The sequence below is a fragment of the Arthrobacter sp. 01L42 genome, from assembly GCF_056400005.1.
In genome coordinates, this window is the sequence record NZ_JBFTSL010000001.1 from 344,844 (window position 1) to 367,380 (window position 22,537).

Here is a 22,537-nt window from a genome sequence, read left to right on the forward strand (position 1 = left end):
TGACAGTATCGTGGTCGAGGCCTGCCGCAATCCAATTAGACCCTGGCGGGGTCCCCTTCAGTGAGATTGTGGGTCAAGAACTGGTTCAGCGCGCTCGCAACGTAGGTCGAAGGATCAAAATGTTCATGGGGAAGCTCGCCACGCTCGGCTGCTGCCAGCCCCGCAAGCAGACCGTCCTCCGAGTTCTCCACAATCAGGCCATAGCGGTCCTGCAGGACATCCCGCGGTCCAGGCATCTCAGTGCAGACAATCGAAACGCCCAAAATCATGGCCTCAAAGAGGACCATAGGTTGGCCCTCGTGGAGAGATGACAGGACGAAGCAATGGGCGTGCTTCAGCGCCGGGTACGGATTCGCCCGCTGGCCGGCCAGCCAAATGTAGTCGGAAGCCTTCTGGCCGACGATCAGTTTCTCGAGTTCATAGCGGAGGGGCCCGTCACCGACGATCATGAGCCTGGCTCCGGGATGGGAGTCGTGGAAACGCACGAAGGCCCTGATCAGTTTTCGATGGTCCTTTTCCGGGGACAACCGACCAATTGCGATGAAGTTGTAGAGTCCGCCGTCGAACCACTCGGCGATGTCGCTGTCGAGGGGTTCCGCGGCTCCCTTGTTAACCCGGCCCGGATCGATCTGGTTATCGCAGTGCGTGAACGCTGTGCTCTCGAGGGCGTAGGGTCCGGCCAATTCGCGGCGGTTCCTGTCGGAAACGCTGGACGCCACAGAGATGAGCGCGTCGAAATCTCGGTACAGCCGGAAGATGATTTCCAGCACGGGGAACTTCATCAGCTTTTCGTTCGCCATGTCGTTGTGCATGTAAATCGATTTATGCGCATGGTCTGGACCATAGGCCACCAAACTTGACCAGTACGGCGCATACCCGTCGAACTCGATGACCGAATCAAACTGGCTGTCACTGAAGATTCGACGGAATTCACGGGCAAAGGACGAGCGATAGATCTGCCACTGTGCCGCTGAAGGCAGGTCCAGATTCGCCGTCAACTTCCGCGCGATCCAGCGTTCCTCCGGTGTGTGGGACTGGACACCGACCTTGCCGATGATCTGGACGTGGTCAGGCAATTCCCTGAACTTTTCCAGCCTCGCGGGGTTGGCTGCCAGGACTGCAGGTTCAACTACCAGGACGGCGCGGAAGCGCGAGGTGTCCAGGCTGGAGACCAAGTTCCGAAAGGACGTTGCAATGCCGTTAGCGAGCAGTCCGTGGTGGAACAGGAGGGTGGTCTTCTCCTGGGCAGGTTCATCAGCCAGTCCGTCGGGGTCATCCTCGAGGAAGAACCGGACCACTCTCTTGGCGGAGTTGCCATCCTCCCAGGGGCAGAACTGATCCTTGGCTGCCAGATACCGAGGATCAGAGGCTGGATCACTTTCCAGCGAATTCTGGATGCTTGCCGCTAGATCCGACCTTTCCCGCACTAGGGTGCCGGGCATCTCCTCCATGTCGAAGTAGAGACCGCGGTCCTCTGAGTAGTCGTCCAGATCGAACGTATAGAAGACGATAGGCCGGCCCGTCGGGAGGAAGTCGAAGAAGATGCTCGAATAGTCCGTGATGAGCACGTCCACCGCGGAGAGCAGGTCATTCGTGTCGACATCACCGGGGACGATCGAGGAGCCAGCATCGAATCCGTCGAGGAGTCCCTCCGTGAGGCGGTGGGCCCGGAAAAACAAGTGATGGTTGGCTCCGCGCATGGCGGCGAGGTCTTCCTGAAGTTTGCTGGCGTCGACGAATCTGTCGTCCGAGGCGCCGCGCCAGGTGGGAGCGTAGAGAATCACCGGCTTCGAGTCATCCGCGGCGATGCCCAGCTGGGACCGCAATTGAAGGCGTTTGGATTCGTCAGCGTTTACCAGGCCGTCAATTCTTGGTGAGCCTGTGACCGCAATCTTGCCCCGGAAAAGGCCCTCAATGTCGTGGCGCTGGATCAAGGCCTGGGACGTGTGGCGGTTCGGACTCATGATGTGGGTCGACTGCAGGAAGTTCCTGGCGATGTTGGCGTGGGCGACGGGACCGCCGGCCATATCCCGGCCCAAGGTCTTCAACGGTGTCCCATGCCAGGTGTTGAGGTACTTCTGGCCATCCTTGCGGATGAAATACGGCGGAAACGACACATTGTTCACGAGGTGTGCGGCTGACGACAGGACTCTCTTGTACAAGTCCGAGTTTGTCTGGACAAACCTCACATTCTTTCGGCCCCGGAGACGATCGGGGATGTTGTCCTCATTGTTAATGGCCCAGTAGTGATTGAAATCCTGGTAACGCGGATCGGAGCAGACCTCGTCGAAAAGTGCCAGGGGATGGCACCCTATGGAGGAGCCGTGGTTGCTTTCCCACAGTATGATTTTCGGCTCCAGCGGAAGGGTCTCGTAGTATTCAACGTACTCCAGGCTGTTCTTCTGAGCCTTGTTCTTCAGGTAGCTTTCGACGTCGATGCCATCTGATGTCTTGAAGATCCGCATTTGACGGAAGGCAGCACAGGCGGATGTGAAGTCCCCGATCCGGTGGCGCGCGACGCCGAGATAGTAAAAGGAGCGGGGACTGAAATCATTGTTCCGGGCAACGGACTCAGCGAACGCGGTTTCTGCGGTGTCCCAGGCGCCGAGCAGGGCGGTAAGATCGCCGGCACGCTGCATAACCTCGGACGACTGTTTCGCCGCTAGTGCCGGCACCATTTGATCCAGTAAATCCTTGAGGTGTGACCCGTCACTATCCTCCGCGGCGCTTGGGCTGCCGGCGGGCGACGGCGGCACCGGGTAGGACGCTGAGACCAGGTAGTACTCACACGCCTGCTCGGCCCGGCCGGCTGTCTCCAGTGCATAGCCGGCTCGATACGCCCAATATTTCTTGGACGCATCCAGCCGCCAGGCGTCCCCGTAGGCTTCTGCGGCTTCAAGCCACTGGAGGTTGCGCTCACGGGCAAGCCCCAACTTATAGTGCCAGTACGGGACATCCGGCTTGAGCGTGATTGCATCTTCGTACGCTTTAGCCGCCTCGGCCCACCGGTAGCACCGGTCAAATGCCAGCCCGATCCGGTAGGCCACCTCGGCATTGGCCGGTTGCCTGCGCAGCTGATCCTGGTAATGTCCCAGCGCCTCTACCCACGCGCCCTTTTTCTGGAAAAATGCACCGATACCCACGACGTCTGATTTGAAATTCTTATCGTGACTAACGGCCAGGGCGTACGCTTCGTCGGCTTTTTGGGTCTGGCCACTGAGAGCATTGGCGTGTCCCTCGTAGAAATACCATTCGGCGTTCCCTGGAAGAATTGCGTTAGCTTCGGCGTAGGTCGCCGCAGCCTCCCTGAAGCGTTTCATGCCGAACTGTGCAGCCCCGAGCTGGGCAAGCCACGCGGCATTGCCTTCATGGGCTTCTTTTCCAGCAGTCAGAATTTCCAGTTCCTGCCACAATGGGCCTTTGTTTTCCCGAAGACGTGTGAGCTTTTCCGAGTGGTAGTCAGGGTTCCGTCGCTGTGCCAGGACAAGGGCTAGTTCCGGCTCCGATATAGCGTATGCAGCCCGCACGGCGCTTAGCCTTCGCTGCCAGCGGTCCCGGTGTGGCTCCAGTTCAAGTGCGATGACGTAGTTTTCGGCAGCGTCCGCCAAGAGCCCCAACTGTTCCTGGACGTGTCCGAGCCGGTAGTGCCATGAAGCCATGCCATGTTGCAGCGACGTAGCTGTTTGGAGGTGCGTCGCAGCCTGATCGAACTGCCGGAGGTGGAAGTGGGCATGCCCAAGACGGAATGCCAGTTCGGCGTCGGCGCCTCCTGCCCCGGCGAGCATGGCGGTGTAGACCTCGACGGCCGTCTCCCACTCCATCTTTTCCTCGAGAAGCAGGCCATGTTCAATCGTGTTTTGCGCTGGGCTCATTTGTAATGGGTCCTAAATTGGTTGCTGCCGTGTGGCATGACCGGCTGGCGGCTGGCCATTCCGGTATAACTGTGCTGTCGGGTGCGACTAGTTTTCGCGGAGGGACGGTGAGCTGTCAGTGCCCACCACCAACGGTTCGCTCGGGCCATTCGGCCAGAGGGCATCGAACACGCGCGCCGTCGCCTGCCCGTCGCAGTAGGGCGCGAACATCTTGACGAACGCTCCGTATTTCGGGGCGTACTGGCGGGAGACGTCCGAGATGTTCTGGATGGAATGAACGACTTCCTCCGTCGTGCTGAGGAGTGGTCCCGGGGCCTTTTCCTCAAGATCGAAGTAGAAGCCGCGGGTCGAGTCACGGTACTGCGAGATGTCCGGGGTCAGGAAAATGATCGGCTTGCCCGTGACGCAGAAATCGAACATGACGGACGAATAATCGTTCACCAGGATGTCTGCGGCGGTGTAGAGGTCGTTGACCTCCGGATACTCGGTCACATCGATCACAAACTTGTTGGCCGCCGTCTGCCGCTGGCTTGCGATGTTGTGGTGTCCGCGCAGGAGCAGCACGTAATCGCTGCCGAGCTGCTGCTGGGCCTTTTCGAAATCGAGGTATGTGACCATCTCGTACTGCCGGGAGGCGTTCTTTGCATCGTCGCGCCAGGTGGGAGCATAAAGAATCGCGGTCTTGCCCTCGGGGATGCCCAGCTTGGTCCGGATGGCGGCCCGGCTCTGTTCCATCCGTTCGGGGGTAAGGCTGTCATTGCGGGGATAGCCCTCGGTTACTACCCGACCTTCGAAGCCGAAGCAATTTGCAAGGACCCCGGCGGCGTATTCATTCTGCGCCAGAAGGGCATCCCAGTACTCCGCCTCGCGCCACATGAGGTTCCAGTAGGAGAGAGAGAAGCTCGTTCGGGCGACGTCGTTGCCCAGTTTCTTCAGCGGAGTGCCATGCCAGGTCTGGATGTAGACCTGACCTTCGCGCTTGCGGAAGTAGAACGGGAAATTGTTGTTGTTGATCAGGATCCGGGACTCGGTCAGGAGCTGGTACCACAGGCGGGAACCGATCAGCACCGGTTCGGTTCCGGCCGGCACGGGCACCGAGAAATCAGCGACGGCCCAGTACAGCGGCCACTGGCTGCTCCTGCGCTGGAACTCTTCCAGAAGGCGTCGCGGGCTGTCCGTGGCACGGCGCCCGCCGAAGCACATGAACAGAACGGCGTCCTTGAGTTCATTGCTCCCGGCCAGCGTGACCGGAGTGCGCAGCGTCTGTTGCTCGAATCTTCCCACCTCGTCGGCCGCGAACGGCGGACGCAGGTGGATGGTGAGCGCACCGTTCTTGGACGTGCGGCTCACGCCGACCTCCAGCCGGTCCGCGTCCATCCTTGCCGGCATCTGCTTCTGCAGACCGGATGACGCCGGGATCCAGTGGCCGAGGGTGTCTGCGACTCCGGGGAAAACGAACCGCACGCTGTAGGCGCCCGCCTCGGGCATCACTTCCTCGCCGCCCCACGGGTTCTGCGGAAGCAGGAAATCGGCGGTGAACGCATTGCTTCCGTCGTTGGTGCGGACCTGCAGGACAGCGTCCGTCGCCGGGATGACGGCCTTCCCGCTGGAGAGGACAACCCGCGGTGCACGGATGACATGCATGTCCGCTGTGCCTGCAATACGCAGGGTCCGCTTGTCGGCTGAGACTTCGACGGTCGAAGCAATGATTCGGCTCTTGCGCTCTTCGACGGTGATGAAGCCGTAACCGGTCAATCCCAGCCTGAGGCTTCGGGTCTGATCCGAGTGGGACTCCAACTCCGCGGTTCCCTCCGGCCACGCCACCGGCTGCGGGCCCTTGGCACCGCTTGCCAGGCGCAGTTGCCATTCATATTCGGTCGTAATGCCTGCGCCACTTCCCAGTGCCGGGACGTTGATGACGTAGACAGCCCGGTTTCCGTCAACTTGCTGGAAAGCCGCGGTCTTCCGTATGCCGAACTTTCGGCTCTCGATGGATACTCTGGCGGGAACGGGGGCTCCGTCAGCGGCTTCAACAGTCAGCCGCAGGGTTCGCCCGGTGAGGTCCACGGATGTCGCCACGTAGAGTGGCGTCACCGGAACGAAGGTCAGGCCAGTGGTTGCAGCGCGCATCTCCACGGCCATCCGGGAGGACCCTACCATCGGCCCCACGGGCAACTGCCCGGTGGACCCGGTCAGGTCACGGAGCCTCAACGGCGCTGCGATTGTCTGGCCGCCGGCGCTGACAGTCAGGAGGACGTGCCAGTTGGCGGGCGCCGTGGCCTCATCGTCTGCCAGCATCACGGCGGGATCGATGACAGCACTGAATCCTGCCTCGGCGTAGGAGGTCCAGTTGTCGTTGGACTGCCAGTCGATGGACTTGTCCGAGTGGCGCTCCACCGCCAAAGCGACTGTCGCCCCGCTGCCGGCGTTGACCAGGGACGCATGGATGGAGAGGTTGCCGTTGGCCGGGTCCACGGAGGAGATGTACGCATGCCCTCCGATCATCAGCCGGCCGTCGGGCTGCCAGTCGAAGTGAGTCATCCTGCTCACCATCTGAAGGTCGTCATCGCGGCAGGCCAGCAGCTCCGGATCGTAGCCCGAAAGTTCGGCCAGGTAGCGGGGCTGCGCCAGGATCCCGGAGTCCGTAATCAGCGTCGGAAAGCTCGAACCGTAGTCGCTCCGGTGGTGGCAGATACGGACCACATCCGCGCGTGAGTCCGTGAGCACAGCAGAGAGGATCAGTCGGTTGTGGATCCGGATGGCATCCCAGTCCAGTTCCAGGCCGTCGCTGAGGCGCAGCACGGTGGCATGCAACAGATCCCAGTACTCGGGATCCGTACGCGGTACGACCTCGTAGTAACGGAAGAGGCCATTGCCCAGTTCTCCGGAGAGCCAGCGCCGGTAGTGGTCAGGAGCCGAGACCGTGCGGACCACGGAGGCCAGGGCCTCAAGCCGGTGCAGGCGGTCGCTGAGGTACTCCGTCCGGCACAGAAGCTCGCGCGCAGGAGGGCGAACCGCGGAGTCAAGGGACGTGTTTATGACTTGGACATCCAGAATGTCGAATGACTTGGCGCGCATGTAAAGGGTCGCAACTGCCTCGTACTGCCAGTGCTCCCGGTCCAGTGCGACGTCGGCAGTGGCCGAGATCCAGAAGTCACGGGTGAAAAGCTTGTTGGCGAGTGCACCATCGAGCAGTATCTCCGGCACGTCCGCGACGGCCGCGGCGGCCCGGGGTTCAGCGTGGATCTCCCGCTGCCAGGATGGGGTGGTGCTGGACTTGCCCTTGGAAATTCCTGTCATGCCGACGGCGAAGGATGAGCCTGTCTCACGCAGCGATCGGTACATGATGTCCAGGCCCCGGTTTTCGACCACGTCACCGGCGGTGAGGAACATCAGGTACGGGGCCCGCGAAGAAGCCACAGCCCGGTTCCGGGCTTCCTCCTCGCCGGCGCCGGGCAGGGCGAGGTACTTCACGCGGCCGTCCCGCCGCGCGAACGCCTGTGCGGATGTTCTGCCCAGGCCGGCCAAGGACGTGTCGACGACGATCATGTCCAGCGCGGACGGCTGCTGGCCCACCACGCTGCGCAGCGTGGCCTCCGGATTGGGAGCAAAGTCTGTGACCAGGACGACAACAGTGAGCCGCGCGAGCTGAAGGCGTGCAACACCCGTTGTCCCCAGCATCCGCTGGACCCGGGCCAGGTTCGCGGGGTGTGCCATTCTCCGGAACTTGGTCTGCTGCTCCTTGGGCAATGCCCGCCAGACACGCCGAAGGTTCCTCTTAGCCGTGGCTTTCAGCGAAGCTATTGCTTGGCTCTGGTCGTGACCTGGCATTGTCTGATTCGCTTCTTTCGTCTGTTCCAACCGGTGGTTGTAGCTTCATGATCTTTTGGTCCGAGTAAATCGTTGCACGAGAGCAAACGCCCGACCGCTGCCGGGCAGTCTACGTCAGAACGGTTTCAGCAGGACAAGGTCAACATTCTGGTCTCCGGCGTTTCCCTGCACGGCCTCGACATCAAGCCCTGGACGATTCATTGAGAGCTCAAGGCTCAAGGCCGCAAGGGAACCAGGAGTCTGGCTTTCTTCGTACGTCACGCTGTCGGGCTCAGAGTGGTCAACCAGAGTCGCCACGATCGACAGGGTCCCGTCGCCGTTGTCCAGCAATTCAACAATTCTCGATTGCTGAGGATAGTCAATCAGCGAGGCTGTAGTGATTTCCCAGAATCCGCCATGCTCAAAAATGGCTTTGTGCGGGGTCACCCGGTGTTTGTGTCCGTGACCGTTCACCCAGGCGACCACGTTGGGAAAACGGGCGATGAGTCGCAGGACCTTCGATCGGCTCAGGAAAGTGGGCCCCTCGCCGGACGAGGGCTGCTTGGCGGCAAAGGCTGACAGCGGGTGATGGCCAAACAGGATTACGAGACGGTCGCCGGCCTTCGAGGTGACGAGTTTGCCCTCGGCATCGTAGAACTTCCCGGAAACTCGCCGCAGTTGTTCCTCCAGCCAATCCGCCTGGGCGGCGTCCAGCGCCGCCTCAGTGCCGCCGTCGGGACTTGCGGTGTTCAACATGATGCCGACAACATCCGGCGACAGGTCGAACGTGTAACACGGATCGGCCCGGGAACCCTTGCCGGAACCGGAGCGGAACCGTGGATTTCCTGCGTCCTTCGGCCAAGCGTCCATAAATTCCGTCTTGCTGAATGCGCGCCGAAGTTTCGATGGCGGCACTTTTCTCGACGGCAGCGAAGCGATGAGGCTCCGGCGTTCACTGTCATTGGCGGTCCTGACTGTTTCCCAGAAGTCAGTCGTATCCATGCCGGATGGCAGCCGGGTGGGCAGCCGGTCGCCGATTCGAAGAGCACCGACGAACTCGGCTTTTGGAGAAATCGGACCGGACTCCGGCTGGCCGGATTCATCATGGTTGCCGACGCCGATGTACCAGGGGAAATCCGAACCTTCCGCCGCTATCGGCTGCAGTGCGACCGAGAGATATCCAGGAATTGTGGGATACCCATAACGGCTCTTCCACTCATCCGGAGATCTCAGCGTGGATTCGGGTTCGGGATGCCAGATGTATTTGGACAGTTCCACCGGGGCCGGACCATGATCCTGGATCCCCTCGTAGACTCCATTCGGAGATGACGTCACCCGACCGCCCTTGACTACGCCGATCGCCGCCGACAGTTCACTGAGGGCATAGGAGTTCGTGAGGTCGCCCGTAATTACCAGGCAGTCCAGAGACCGCTCGCTGACCGGTCCGCGCTCGAGGGCATTCATCTTGCGGACCATCGCGTCCAAAACATGGGCAGTCAGAAGGTCATGCGGCCGAAACTTTCCCGAGTTCGGAAATCCGTCCGAGAAGTCAAGGTACTGCCAGAGAAAAGACAGTCTCCCCGGACTGGCCGCATCCAGCACATGACTATCAGTCAGGTGCCCAAAAGCAGCCAGCCCGGTCCTCGCGCGGTTTGCCGGGCGCATGCGGGCACAAAGCTCCTGGCGTACCTGTGTTTCGATACCCGGACCCCGTATAAGCCGCCGGTAGGGGAGCTGCGACGCCCTCCGGGGTCCCAGCACAACCGTGGCGTCCAACGTTGTCGACGAGCCACTTGTCTGTAGCGCCGCTGCACCCGGCGGGGGCGTGCCCGGAGTTCCGTCGGAGGACTCGGATATCCCCAAAAGGGTGACACCGATCGCGCCGCCAAACGCCCAGCGAGCGGCGTCCCGTCGCGATAGTTCCTTCTTGCTTTGCTCACGCACTTGCTGTTGTGGCCCTTTGATGCTGCCCTTAGATGCTGGCGTTGGCCCGGACCAGGTCGTCCGGGAAGTCAACTTCCACAGCGTAGAACTCGCTGATGTCCACCGGGGTCCACTTGACCTCGTCCTGCTTGATGGTCAGCTCGATCGCGCCCTCGAAGTAGTCCTGGTCATCGACTTCAATGAGCCGCTTGAGGAGCTTCTTCTTGTCCTTGGAGCTGACGTAGTTGATGCCGACAGCTTCACCCCGGGCCACATCAGCCGGCACGGACTTGGAGAGCTCCATGATGTTGCCGTCGGCGTCGGTGGTGTACTTCACTTCCTCATCGGAAACCGAGGACACATCGACGGTGATGAATGATTCATCGCGCTTGATGTAGGGCATCAGCATCTGGAGGATGTCCGGATCGAACACGACGTCGCCGTTCATCCAGAGCACGCCGCCCTTGGCCGAATTCCGGATTGCCTTCAGGAGGCTCTTGGAGGTGTTGGTCTGGTCAAAGTTCTCGTTGTACACAAACGACGCGTTCGGTACGTGTTCCAGGATCATTTCGAGCTTGAAGCCGACAGCAATCGTGAGGCGCAGGCCCTTGCCGAAAGCATTCTGCAGATTCTGGACCTGCTGGTGCATGATGGTGCGCCCATCGCTGAGCTCTGTCATGGGCTTCGGGTGTGGGCGCGCCAGCCGTGTTCCCATTCCGGCGGCAAGAATTACGGCCTGGACTTTCATGTGTCTTTTCCTCTTCTACGAGCGATCCTGGTGGCGGGAGCGGCGAGCCATTGCATCGCTAGAGATCGCCCCGGAACCCGATGCACGGGCCAGAAGGCGCTTCCCCCGCGTCCTAGCATAAGCGCTCAGCATCGGTGGCGCCGAATGGCGCTGGCTACTCGACGTTAATGCTGGGTTAACTTTGCGTCGGCCTGGCGGCAATCCGCCGGGCGCCTACGCGCCGTCGAATTCGCCAATCCGGGACCCCACGCCTACCAGTTCTTCGATGGCTGCGACGGTGCGCGCGGCGGCCTTGCCGTCCCCATACGGGTTGACGGCGTTGGCCATCGCGGCGAAGTGCCCCTGATCGTGGATCAGCCGGGACACCTCGGAAACAATCCGTTCCTCGTCGGTGCCGATCAGCAGCACCGTCCCCGCATCCACGGCCTCGGGCCGCTCGGTGTTTTCCCGCATCACCAGGACCGGCTTGCCCAGGCTTGGGGCTTCTTCCTGGACGCCGCCCGAATCCGTCAACACAACGTGGGCAACGGACAGCAGGCGGGTGAACTCGCCGTAGGCCAGCGGTTCGGTGACGAGCACGTTGGGTTTGCCGTCCAGCGCGGGCAGCACCGCCTCGCGCACCACCGGGTTCTTGTGCGCGGGAAGGACAATCGTCAGTTCCGGCTCGGCATCGGCGATCCGGGCCAGCGCGCGTCCCATATTGCGCATGGCATCGCCCTGGTTTTCGCGGCGGTGGGTGGTCACCAGCAGGATTCGGCGGCCGCTGGTGGCCAGCTCTTCCAGCCTGGGGTCCGTGAAGGGGAGCTGCTTGTCCACCGTGGCCAGAAGGGCATCAATCACCGTGTTGCCGGTCACGACGATGTCCTCTGGGCTGACGCCTTCCCGCAACAGGTTTTCCCTGCTGGTGGAGGTGGGGGCCAGATGCAGGCGGGCGATCTGGCTGGTGATCTTGCGGTTGGCTTCTTCGGGAAACGGCGAGAGCAGGTCTCCGCTGCGCAGCCCGGCTTCGACGTGCACCACGGGGATGCCGTGGTAGAAGGCCGCGATGGCGGCGGCCGTGGACGTGGTGGTATCGCCCTGGACCACGACGGCGTCCGGCCTGGACCCGGCAAAGAGTGTCTCCAGGCCGTCGATGGTGCGCGTCATGATGGCGGACAAGGTCTGGCCCTGCCGCAGGATATTGAGGTCGTGGTCCGGGACGATGCCGAACAGTTCGTTGACCTGGTCCAGCATCTCGCGGTGTTGCCCGGTGACAGTCACGATGCAGTCGAAGTGCGCGGACTCCTGCAGGGCGCTGACGATCGGGGCCATCTTGATGGCTTCCGGCCTGGTTCCAAAGATCGGCATGATGCTGTGCATGGACTATCCCCCAGAAGGTTGGTTGTGGTGTAACGGCTAGGCCGGGCGGGTTCAGCCCAGCAGCAACAAAGCGATCACGAGGGCCGGGACGCTGACCACCACGACCAGAACGGCGATCAGTGCCGCAAGGCGCTTGCGGCGGTAGGCCATTTCTTCGTCGGTGGGGTCCAGTTCGGCGGCCCGCTTGGCCGAGGCTGGACGATCCCGGGGCGATGCTTCTTCGGCCGCCTGTTCACGCGCTGCGCGGCCTGCGGACAGCGGAAGCGGTTCGGCGTCCGGGACCAGGAGTGTATCTGGAATGTCCTCGTGCAGGCGGCGCCGGCGCAAGTGCCGCGGTGCTGCGGTCAGTGGGGGAGCGCCGTCGGCAGGGTTCTCCAACGTATCGTCCTCCTCAGTTCAATGAATCGTCCGGCTTCGACCTGACGGCTTCAATTCTTACATTTTCGCTCACTGATTGGCGCATTCCGGCCGCAGGGAAGCGTCGATCAGTCCTCCGGTTTCGATCACAAACCGCCGCAGCCATTGGGCCAAATCCAGGTCCGGATGTGAGGCAATCATCTGTACGTCCGCCGTCGTGCACTGGCCAATCAGGCGCCCCGCGCGGGTGAGGTGATAACTGGACGTCACTACGGTGACGGACTTCCAGCCGTTGGCCTTGACCAGGCCGGAGATTGCCAGTGCTTCGCCGCGGGTGTCCAGGTCCGGGGGGCGGAAGCAGATGACGGCCGCGTTGGGGAAGGCGGCCGAATTGCACGCCTCATCCGCCGCCCGGTTGCCGAACGTGTCCGTGTGCGAGATCACGAGGACCGGAACGTGGAAATCGGCCTGGAACTGGCGCGCCACCGGCAGGCGTTCGGACGCCGCGCCGCCCAGCATGATGACGGCGTCCGTCCGGTGCACGCTGAGCGGGTCCACGTTGACGAACAGTTGGAGGGCGATGATCAGCCACAGCAGGAGGCCTCCGACGGCGACGGCGAGCACCCTGCGGGTGGCGGTATTCACCGCGGCGACGGAAGGAAGCACGGCTAAGAGTTTGGCACGCGGTTTTCAGGTGGCGAAATGGTGCGCCGGTACTGCGCCAAAACTTGCACAAAAGAATGCGTGATGCAGTTGTGATTTTGGAGATCAAAGTTACTGGGGTGACAGGTGTGGATTGCCGTTTATGCTGTAGGCAACTTACGTCGCTCCCACCAACAGGTCTCCACCTGCGGTCTCACCCCTTAAGCGAGCAATCTTGCGAAAACTAAACATAGCGGCAACCGTGATTGCCGCCGTGATGCTGGCAGCAACCTTGCCGCAGGCCGCCGTGGCCGCTGTCGAGGTGCAGGCCGCCGGACAGGTATCCGCCGGAGCGCTGGCGCCGTCGGCTGGCATGCAGACTGGTGCCGTGCCGGCGGTGTCGGATCCAAGCCCGCAGGGGCAGGTGGATGACTTTGTGCGCCCGGAACCTCCCGCAGGCAGGGCAAAGTCCGAGTACACCTACGTCAGCGCGCCGCTGGCCGGCACGTTGAAAACCACATTGGTGACGGTGCAGCTGGCCGACAAGACTGCAGCCGAAACGGACGCGGCCGTCCCCATGGCAGCCGCGAAGGCCTCGCTCAGCGCCGCTAACCGCTACTGGGCCTACGCCACCGTGGGCCGGGTGGACATTGCGCTGGCCTCCTCGCGCCAGCTGCACAAGTCCGCCGCGACCTCCAAGCAGTCGCCGGCGCAGATCGTGGACATCGTCTCCCAGGAGCTGGGCTGGACGCAGAGTTCCTACACGGCGCTGGTCATGTTCATCCCCGGTGCCTACCTCACCAACGGCGCCGCGGGAATGACCTACAGCAACGGCAACATTGGCGGCCGCATCCTGATGCCGCAGAACAGCCGGCTCTCCACGCCGGTCCTGGCACATGAATTCGGGCACGCCCTCGGCATGGACCATGCCAACAGCCTGCTGTGCGGCAGCGGCGCCATGGACGTGGCCTCCGGGCCGTTCGCCGGGTTTGCGGATGCCACCTGCAGCATCAAGACCTACGGCGACAACCTGGACCTCATGGGCATCTCGCACTTCGACGAGATGCCGGAAATCAGCGCGAGTTTCTGGGAGATGGGCCGGTTCGGCAACGGTAACGAGATCGCCAACCTGGGCACGTTGTCCGTCCCCCGAACGGTGACCCTCAAGCCTTGGGCCGGAACAGGCGCCAGCCGCGCCGCGAAGTTCACGGACCCGAAATCCGGCGAGGTGTATTTCCTGGAACTCCGCGCTCCGGTCGGTTACGACTCCGTCATTGCGCAAGACGGAAACCGCGGCGTGAAGATCACCCAGCAGGGCGGCGGCAACTCCTCGATCCTGCTTCCTCCCAATACCCGGGCGACCGCATTCAACGGCTACTACAGCAACACCCAGGCCTGGCAGGCCGGCCAGACTTTTACAACGCACGCCGGCACCAGGGTCTCCATTGACGCTGTCAGCAACACCGCGGCCACCGTGACTATCCGTCCGCCGGGTGCGCCCGCGAAGGGCTCCTTCGACAGCGCAGCCTTCGCGGTCACCTCGTCCGGCGCCACCATCAACGTCCGCGGATGGTCGGTGGATCCGGCGGCGGCCTCCACCTCCACCCAGACGCACGTTTACGTCACAGCACCGGACGGGACGACGACGGGCCACGCCTTCACCGCGGACAAGCCGCGCGCCGACGTCAACGCGGCGCTGGGCATCAGCGGAAACCACGGCTTCCAGGAGTCGATCACCGTCAAAGCGGCCGGGCAGTATCAGGCCTGCGCCTATGCAATCGGCATCTTCAACAACACAGCACTGGGCTGCCGGACCCTCACCCTGGCCGGCACGCCCGCTCCCGAGGGATCCCTCGATGAGGTCACCACCGCAATGGTGTCTGGCAAACCGTCCATCAAGCTGCGGGGCTGGGCCGTGGACCGCGGCCAGGCCGGTGCGTCCATCCCGGTCCACGTCTACGTGACCACCCCCGCAGGGGCCACCACCGGGCAGGCCTTCACCGCCAACCTGCAGCGCCCGGACGTCAACCAGGCCTTGGGGGTCAGCGGCACGCACGGGTTTGCGGTCACCGTCCCGGCGACGGAGACCGGCACGTATCGGGTCTGTGCCTACGCCATCCCCGTCGCCCCGTTTGCTGCCGGTAACACCACCCTGGGCTGCCGCAACGTCCCGGTGGCTGTCAGTGACCCGCCCACCGGATACCTGGATTCCGTGGCGTTCATCAACGCCGGGTCCTCGGCGCGGCTGGACGTCGCAGGCTGGTCCTTCGACGCCGGCGTGCCGTCGGCGTCGATCCCCGTCCAGCTGAGTGTCACGGCGCCCGACGGCAGCACCAAGTCAGTGACCACCACCGCCAATGCTGCCCGGAGCGACGTAAACGCCGCCATGGGGATCGCCGGTTCGCACGGGTACCAGACATCCGTGAGCGTGACGAAGGCCGGTACGTACCGCGTCTGCGCCACCGGAATCGCGGTCGCGACCCTGACCAAGGGCAACGGCTTCCTGGGCTGCGTGAACGCTACGGCGACCCTTGCTGCGCGGCCGGTCGGCTACGTGGACTCCATTGTGGTGCAGACCAGGACGCCGTCGGCGGTTATCACGGCTTCCGGCTGGACCTACGAACCCGGTACACCGGCGGCCTCCAACGTCGTACATATCTACGTCACGGGCCCGGACGGCAAGACCAAGGGCTACCCCTTCACCGCGAATGGGACCCGGCCGGACGTCAATGCCGCGTTTTCGCTGACCGGAAGCCACGGATTCCAGAACAGCATCCCGATCACCCTGTCCGGCCGCTACCGCGTGTGCGCATACGGCATCTCCGTGAGCCCGCTGAGTGCGGGCAACACGCTGCTCGGCTGCCGGGATGTGGTTGCGCAGCCCGCCGCCCCGGTGCGGGGTTACCTCGACACCGCCCGCCTCTCCGGGACCAGCACGAATAAATCGATCGTGGCGACCGGCTGGGCCATGGATCCGGGCTTCACGAGCCAGAGTGTTCCGGTCCGCGTCACCGTGAAGTCACCGGATTCGAGCTCGAAGAGCTACAGCGTCACGGCCAACCTGGCCCGGCCGGATGTAAATAGCGCGCTGGGCGTGACGGGAAACCACGGCTACCGTGCCGCGATTCCCATCAAGGCGCGGGGCAAGTACACCGTCTGTGTCTCCAGCGCCGGGGCCGGCGTCCTGCGGACCGGGGTGTCCGCGCTGGGGTGCCAGTCCCTTACCTACTGACGGGCTGACTGGCCCGGCGCTGTTTGGCCTTCGTTCACCTCGGACCGCCATTCCCTTTACCTGAGCCCCCTACCTTCGATGAAGGTAGGGGGCTCAGCGGCTTCTTGGCCCTTAGACGGACTTCCTGTTGGCGGCCCGACGGTGGTGCCCCCGCGCTGAAGCAACGCCGTATTGGACGCAACATGGAGGAGAACCGGAACAGATGGGCATCCCGGCGGTCGTACAACGGGCCCTGCGGCAGTTGAAGATTCGAGGCAAGGCCCACCTTCAAAGGCGGAGGCCACACCGGAGAACAGAACGGACCCCCGCCGTTTCGCCCGGGACGAATGGTTCAGCGGGCCAGTGGGCGGGGCGGGGGCCAAACCGGCAGTTGCAGTTCACACCGTATGAAGCTTCCGGTCCCGGACCGCGGCGCCCGGACCTGAGCGTGGGCGTGATACTTGACGATTTCAGCCGGACCTCGTTTGCGTTCGAATGGAACCTGCTCGAGCTGCGCAAGGACCGGTGGCGTGAAGAACTGGGCCAGACCCGGATCGATTTCCTGTTCGTGGAATCCGCCTGGAACGGAAATTCCGGATCCTGGCAATACCAACTCACCGGTTCCAAGGGGCCGGGCGTTGAGCTGGTCCGGCTTGTGGAGTGGTGCCGTGCCCACGGAATTCCGACCGTCTTCTGGAACAAAGAGGACCCTCCGCATTACGACGACTTTCTTCCGGCAGCAAAGTTGTTTGACCACGTCTTCACCAGTGATTCGGACCGCATTCCTGATTACGTGAGGGACTTGGGCCACCACAGGGTGGGCACCCTTCCCTTTGCCGCGCAGCCCGCCCTCCACAACCCCGTCCGGCCAGGACACGGATGGCACTCGCGAGGCGTGGCTTTCGCCGGAATGTATTTCGCCCACAAGTATCCCCAACGCCGCGCCCAGATGGACATGCTCCTGGGTGCGGCCATGACCGAAGCCGGAACCGGCGGCGCCGAACTGGAAATATTCTCCCGCCAGCTGGGCGGGGACCAGAACTACCAGTTCCCGGAGCCGTTCGACCAGCACGTGGTCGGCTCATTGAATTACGCCCAGATGCTGACCGCATACCGGGCGTACAAGGCGTTCCTGAACGTCAACTCCGTGATCGAATCGCCCAGCATGTGTGCCCGCCGGATATTCGAGATCTCCGCCTCGGGCACACCAGTCGTCTCTGCTCCCAGCGCGGCGATAGCGCAGTTCTTCGAGGACGATGAGGTTCTGGTTGCCGCAGCCCAGCCGGAGGCGGAAATCATGCTGCGGAAGCTGACGTCCAACCCGGACTTCAACGAACGGGTGGTCCACAAGGCCCAGCGCCGGATCTGGGGAGCGCATACGTACGCTCACCGGGCAGAATCCATTGTTCGGGCAGCAGCGCCGGAGCGCTGCCGGCCGGTCGCCCTTCCCTCCGTCAGTGCTTTGGTGAGCACAACCCGTCCGGAACAGCTGAGCCAAATATTTCAGACCGCCGGCGGCCAGGACGGCGTCGACCTGGAGCTCATCCTGCTGACCCGCGGCTTTGCAGCCGCCGAGGGTCTCTGCGCCGAGCTGGCGCACGCCCATGGCGTGGCGAAGTACAAAGTGCTCGCGGTCCCGGCCGCGCTGACCCTCGGGGAGTGCCTCAACCGGTGCGTTGAAGCATCGACGGGGGCGGTGCTCACCAGCATGGACGACGCCGACTATTACGCCCCAAACTACGTCGCTGATCTGCTGTACGCGCTCAGTTACTCAGGGGCGGACGTGGTGGGGAAGCAGTCCCACTACGCGCACCTGCGTTCCAGCCGGACCACCGTGCTCCGCGCCGCGCACCAGGAGCACCGGTTCGGTCGGCGGGTGATGGGGCCGACCATCACTGCACGCAGGGAGGTTTTTGAGGCGCACCCGTTTGAGGCGCTGGGCGGGGGGCGAGGACGCCGCCTTCCTGACGTCCGTCGCGGCGTCCCAGGGCTCCATCTACGCAGCCGACAGGTTCAACTACTGCCAGATCCGCCTCGACGCGGGGAGCGGCCTGGGCGTACCGGCCGAGGAGCCCGCAGGGGACGGCGAAATTCAAATTTTCGACAATCCACGTGAATTCATCACGCTTTGATAGGGGTTACCAGATTGACTGACTTTCAGACCATCGCCGTCATTGGACTGGGGTACATCGGGCTGCCCACAGCCGCGATCCTGGCGACCAACGGCCTTGACGTGATCGGCGTTGACGTCAGCCAGCGGACGGTGGATGCAGTGAACGAGGGGCGTGTGCCCTTTGTTGAGCCAGACCTGGGGATCCACGTCGCCGGAGCCGTCAGCCAGGGCCGGCTCAAGGCAACCACCGAGACGCCCGCCGCTGATGCGTTCATCGTGGCCGTTCCGACGCCGTTCACGGCGGACAAGAGGGCCGACCTGAGCTACATCGAGGCGGCCGCACGGGGGATCGCGCCGGTGCTGCAGGGCGGCGAATTGATCATCCTTGAATCCACGTCACCCCCGGGGGCAACCCGCCATCTGGGCGAGTACATCGTCTCGCTCCGGCCGGACTTGTCGCTGGACGGCGCCGAAGGCAGGCCCGCGATTCTCCTGGCCCATTGCCCCGAGCGGGTGTTGCCCGGCAAAGTCATGATCGAGCTTGTCACCAACGACAGGATTGTTGGCGGGATCACCCGGCGCGCCGCCGATCTCGCGAAAGACCTGTATGCGGTGTTTTGCCAGGGCGAGATCCTGATCACCGACGACGTGACGGCGGAAATGGCCAAACTGGTGGAAAACTCCTACCGCGACGTCAACATCGCGTTTGCGAATGAGCTTTCGGTCATCAGCGAAAAGTTGGGCATCAACGTCTGGGAACTGATCCGGCTGGCAAACCACCACCCGCGCGTCGACATCCTGCAACCGGGACCCGGCGTCGGGGGTCACTGCATCGCCGTCGATCCCTGGTTCATCGTCGCTGCAGCACCTGCCGAGTCGCGCTTGATCAGAGCGGCCCGGACCGTCAACGACGAGAAGCCGCGCTGGGTCCTGGACCAGGTGCGTGACGCGTTTGCCGGCTTGCCCAGGAACGCCGAGATTGCCGTCCTGGGGCTCGCGTTCAAGGCAAACATTGACGACCTGCGTGAGTCTCCCGCCATTGACATTGCCCATGGCATCGCCGAATCGATGCCGGCCGCCCGGATCAACGTCGCCGAGCCCCACATCGACAGCCTGCCCGGGCGCCTGCAGCACCGGGAGAACGTCCGGCTGGTGCCCTTGGAGGAAGCAGTGAGCCGTTCCTCGCTCGTGGTGGTGCTTGTCGACCACGACGCCGTCCGGGCCCTGCCCGCCGAAGCCTTGGCCGGCAAGCTCCTCGTCGATACCCGGGGAGTCTTCAGTTCATGATCGATCGGCTCGTTCAGACATTGCGCACAGCCTTCAAAAGCCGGGTGGTCATGGCGATGGCCTTCTGCGGCGCGGCCGCAGTACTCAGTGGAATCCTCTGCCTCGTGTTCAGGCAGCCGGCGCTCGCGGTTCTGCCCCTGGCACTGTTCGCACTCATGGCGGTGATGGCCGTCTCGCAGCTGGTCAGTATGCGGTGGCTGCAGGAAACCGAAGCCCGGAAGGCCCACGCGCGCAACGGGGAACTGCGCGAGCTGGTACGCGGACTGTCCGCACCGGCGGCGAAGGCCAGTGCCCCCGCGGCGGAGCGCACAAATCCCGCGGCGGAGCGCACAAAGTCCGTTCCCACCGCGGCTCCGACTGCCGGACGGGCAGTCGGCCGGCTCGCGGCCGCTGTGACAGATGACCGGGACCGCCAGGCCAAAATCCTCCGCTACCTCGGAGCGCCTGTAACGGCGCCGTGGGGCGGACGGGTTGTCTACTCAATCATGGGCCAGGAGCTTTACCGGTACTTGGGCGATGCCCACGCCCTGGAACCACTGCGGCCGAGCACCATCGCGGCCCAGATCGCGAACGGCCGGGGGTCCGCGCTGGTTATCGATGACAGCGCCTTCACGGACGGAATCTGGTTCGGAGCCGATTCCGCTGCAGGGACGCTGCTTGCCAACGAAATACTCCGTGCCCTCGCTGAGTGCAGGTCCCAAGGGATGCCGGCCTATTTTGTGAGAACACGGTTGGAGGCCGATATCTACACCACGGATTTCGAAGCAGCGGCGGATGTTGTGTTTTCGGAGCGTTCATCCCTGGCGGAGTGGACCGAAGACTACCGGTTCGGATTGCTCACTTCGCTGGAAGCTTTTGCCAAAATGAACAGAGGAGCGCTCATTGGCTCGCCCTGATACCACCGGGTCCGTGCGGAAGATCCTCCTCTACGGGGACGTCGACCTCAACATCATCGACGGGTCCGCGGTCTGGCTCGTCTCCATGGCCGAGGCGTTATCCCGAACGGGCTCCGAAGTCTGCGTACTTCTCAAGACCCACGTGTCGAAGACGCGGCTGCTTGATCGGATAGCTGACATGCCCGGCGTGGAAATCGCCCAACCTGGCGAGAGCGCGGACATCGAGGCGCTGCAGCCCCGAACCGCAGCCCAGCGCATGGCCCAGCTTGACGCGCAGCGGCCGTTCGACGTCGTGATCGCCCGCGGCACCCAGGTCGCGGCGCACGTCGCAAACTCCAAAGTCCTGGGCCCCAAGTCGTGGCTCTACATCACGGACATCGCCCATCCCGGCTCCCGGCTTTCCGAAAAAGACCGCGCGGTGCTCAGGAGGACCGTCGGACAATGCCGGCGCTTCTTCGTGCAGACTGAGGCCGCACGCTCCTACGTTGAGGCGACGATTCCCGAGGCCGCGGGAAAGACCCTGGTCCTCACGCCAATGGTGCCCGATGAATACTTTGACCTGCGGGGAGGCTCATCCGGCACCGGGCGGAAACTGAGTGCGGTCTACTCCGGCAAGTTCGCCAGGAAATGGCGGACCCTGGAAATGTGCTCCCTCCCGGCGACGGCCGGGGAACACAACCTTCCCCTGGCGTTGACGATGATCGGCGACAAGTTCCAGCACGACCTCCAGGACCCGCAGTGGTCGGCCACGATGGAGGCGGCGGTGGGCTCGCCGGGGATCGACTGGCTGGGCGGGATGTCCCGTGATGAGGCCGCAAAGGAAGTCAGCCGGCACGACGTCGGGTTGAGCTGGCGGGATCGAAGCATGGACGCCAGCCTCGAAATTTCGACCAAGGTGCTCGAGTACGCGGCCCTTGGGGTGCCGCCGATGGTGAACCGCAATGCGCAGCACCTGGAGCTTTTCGGCGCGGACTATCCGCTGTATGTCGACGACGATTCGGCGGAGGGCGTTCTCAGCACCCTTCTGGCGGCGAGGGGAACCCTTGCCGAGCTGAAAGAGGAAGTGTCCAATCGTGTCCGGTACTACTCGATTTCAGCATCGGCGGCCCGGCTGAAGGCCTATTTCGAACGGTCCGAAGGCGACTACGCCCGCAGCCCGCGGTCCAGGCAAAAGACGCGGGTGCTGATTGCCGGTCACGACCTAAAGTTTGCGGGCGAGCTGGTGTCCGTCCTCGAGATGCGGGACGACATCGAACTCGCCTTCGACCACTGGACCTCACTTCATCAGCACGACGTCAAGGAGTCCGAGCGGCTCAGGGACTGGGCCGACGTCATCATCTGTGAATGGTGCGGGCCCAACGCCGTCTGGTACTCGAACAACAAACGGCGGAGGCAGAAGCTCATTGTGCGTCTTCACATGTTCGAGCTCAACGGCCCCTGGATGAGCGACGTGGCCGCCGAAAACATCGACTCCCTGATCTGCGTCTCGCAGCTCTACGTGAATCGCACCCGTGCAAGTACCGGCTGGACTGGCACCGCCATCCGGGTCATCCCGAACGCCGTGGACGTCATGGACCTCCGCAGATCCAAGGAACCGGATCATCGCTTCCGGCTGGGGCTGGTGGGCATCGTCCCCATGCGCAAGCGCCTGGACCGCGCCCTTGACCTGCTCGAGGAGCTGTTGGATGAGGACCCCAGGTACACCCTGCATGTCCGCGGACGAATGCCGTGGGAGTATCCGTACGAATGGAAGAAGCCCTTCCAACGCGAGGCATACCTGGAGATTTTTGACCGTATCGGCAGGTCCCCGGCGCTGCGGGATGCCGTGGTCTTCGAACCATTTGGCCCCGACATGGCGTCCTGGCTGCGCAAGATCGGATATGTCCTATCACCCAGCTCAGACGAGAGTTTTCACCTCGCCCCCGCCGAGGGCATGGCATCAGGCGCCGTACCGCTGTTCTGGCAAAGGCCCGGAGCGGATGAAATATTCAGCAACCGCTGGACCCGGGGGACAACGTCCCAGATCCGGGCCTTGGTCTCTGCCCTCAACGGCTCGCCCCAAGCGTATGCAGAGGAGTCCCGGGCCGCCGCCGAATACGTCGGGCGGTTCGATATGCTGTCCACGGGCGAGGCCTGGCTGGAGGAAATACTCAGCACGTGAAGCCATGGCCCGGCACGGTCAGTCCCTCGCGGTAGCGTAGGGCTGTGCCTGAAACTGTGCCCGAACCTGTGCCCGAAACCGCTGTGCCTGAAACTGTGCCCGAACGTGTGCCCGAAACCGCCGTCCCCGAAACCGCCGTGCCCGATGCCCTGCCCGCG

The 22,537-nt window shown here is 63.3% G+C and carries 12 protein-coding genes; 5 read left to right on the top strand and 7 right to left on the bottom strand.

The features are described 5' to 3' along the window. Positions 1 to 35 precede the first annotated feature (35 nt). The 7 genes from AC1DN2_RS01495 to AC1DN2_RS01525 all read right to left on the bottom strand — a co-directional run bounded on the left by AC1DN2_RS01495 (position 36) and on the right by AC1DN2_RS01525 (position 12,735). On the bottom strand, positions 36 to 3,872 hold the full coding sequence (locus tag AC1DN2_RS01495) for a CDP-glycerol glycerophosphotransferase family protein (protein WP_476848932.1): 3,837 nt from the start codon (positions 3,870 to 3,872) through the stop codon (positions 36 to 38). A gap of 87 nt (positions 3,873 to 3,959) precedes the next feature. After that, on the bottom strand, positions 3,960 to 7,589 hold the full coding sequence (locus AC1DN2_RS01500; RefSeq protein WP_476848933.1) for a bifunctional glycosyltransferase/CDP-glycerol:glycerophosphate glycerophosphotransferase: 3,630 nt from the start codon (positions 7,587 to 7,589) through the stop codon (positions 3,960 to 3,962). Positions 7,590 to 7,817: 228 nt separating this feature from the next. Beyond that, positions 7,818 to 9,626, bottom strand: a complete 1,809-nt coding sequence (locus AC1DN2_RS01505; protein ID WP_476848934.1) for a TIGR03767 family metallophosphoesterase — start codon at positions 9,624 to 9,626, stop codon at positions 7,818 to 7,820. Between the two features lie 28 nt (positions 9,627 to 9,654). Continuing rightward, entirely contained in the window at positions 9,655 to 10,353 is a 699-nt protein-coding gene (locus AC1DN2_RS01510) for a phosphocholine cytidylyltransferase family protein (protein ID WP_476848935.1), read from the bottom strand. A gap of 213 nt (positions 10,354 to 10,566) precedes the next feature. Next, positions 10,567 to 11,712 carry a non-hydrolyzing UDP-N-acetylglucosamine 2-epimerase gene (wecB, locus tag AC1DN2_RS01515; protein ID WP_476848936.1) on the bottom strand — a complete coding sequence of 382 codons (1,146 nt, stop codon included), beginning with the start codon at positions 11,710 to 11,712 and terminating at the stop codon, positions 10,567 to 10,569. 51 nt (positions 11,713 to 11,763) lie between these two features. Next, on the bottom strand, positions 11,764 to 12,090 hold the full coding sequence (locus AC1DN2_RS01520; RefSeq protein ID WP_230009162.1) for a hypothetical protein: 327 nt from the start codon (positions 12,088 to 12,090) through the stop codon (positions 11,764 to 11,766). A 69-nt stretch (positions 12,091 to 12,159) separates the two neighbouring features. Beyond that, on the bottom strand, positions 12,160 to 12,735 hold the full coding sequence (locus AC1DN2_RS01525) for a YdcF family protein (RefSeq protein WP_476848937.1): 576 nt from the start codon (positions 12,733 to 12,735) through the stop codon (positions 12,160 to 12,162). Between the two features lie 211 nt (positions 12,736 to 12,946). Between AC1DN2_RS01525 and AC1DN2_RS01530 the strand changes: the two genes are divergently transcribed. From AC1DN2_RS01530 to AC1DN2_RS01550, 5 genes are all read left to right on the top strand, one after another. Continuing rightward, positions 12,947 to 15,943 (top strand): hypothetical protein, encoded by a 2,997-nt coding sequence (locus tag AC1DN2_RS01530; RefSeq protein WP_476848938.1) that lies wholly within the window; start codon positions 12,947 to 12,949, stop codon positions 15,941 to 15,943. Between the two features lie 427 nt (positions 15,944 to 16,370). After that, positions 16,371 to 18,038 (top strand): glycosyltransferase family protein, encoded by a 1,668-nt coding sequence (locus AC1DN2_RS01535; protein WP_476848939.1) that lies wholly within the window; start codon positions 16,371 to 16,373, stop codon positions 18,036 to 18,038. A 30-nt stretch (positions 18,039 to 18,068) separates the two neighbouring features. After that, the gene (wecC, locus tag AC1DN2_RS01540; RefSeq protein WP_476848940.1) at positions 18,069 to 19,322 is read left to right on the top strand and encodes a UDP-N-acetyl-D-mannosamine dehydrogenase; all 1,254 of its coding nucleotides are present in this window, start codon (positions 18,069 to 18,071) and stop codon (positions 19,320 to 19,322) included. Beyond that, complete coding sequence (locus tag AC1DN2_RS01545; protein ID WP_476848941.1) at positions 19,319 to 20,218, top strand: hypothetical protein; 900 nt, start codon at positions 19,319 to 19,321, stop codon at positions 20,216 to 20,218. Before wecC ends, AC1DN2_RS01545 begins: the two co-directional genes overlap by 4 nt. Then, positions 20,205 to 22,379, top strand: coding sequence for a glycosyltransferase (locus AC1DN2_RS01550; protein WP_476848942.1), 2,175 nt, complete (start codon positions 20,205 to 20,207; stop codon positions 22,377 to 22,379). The genes AC1DN2_RS01545 and AC1DN2_RS01550 overlap by 14 nt, the downstream gene beginning before the upstream one ends. The last annotated feature ends 158 nt before the right edge of the window (positions 22,380 to 22,537 follow it).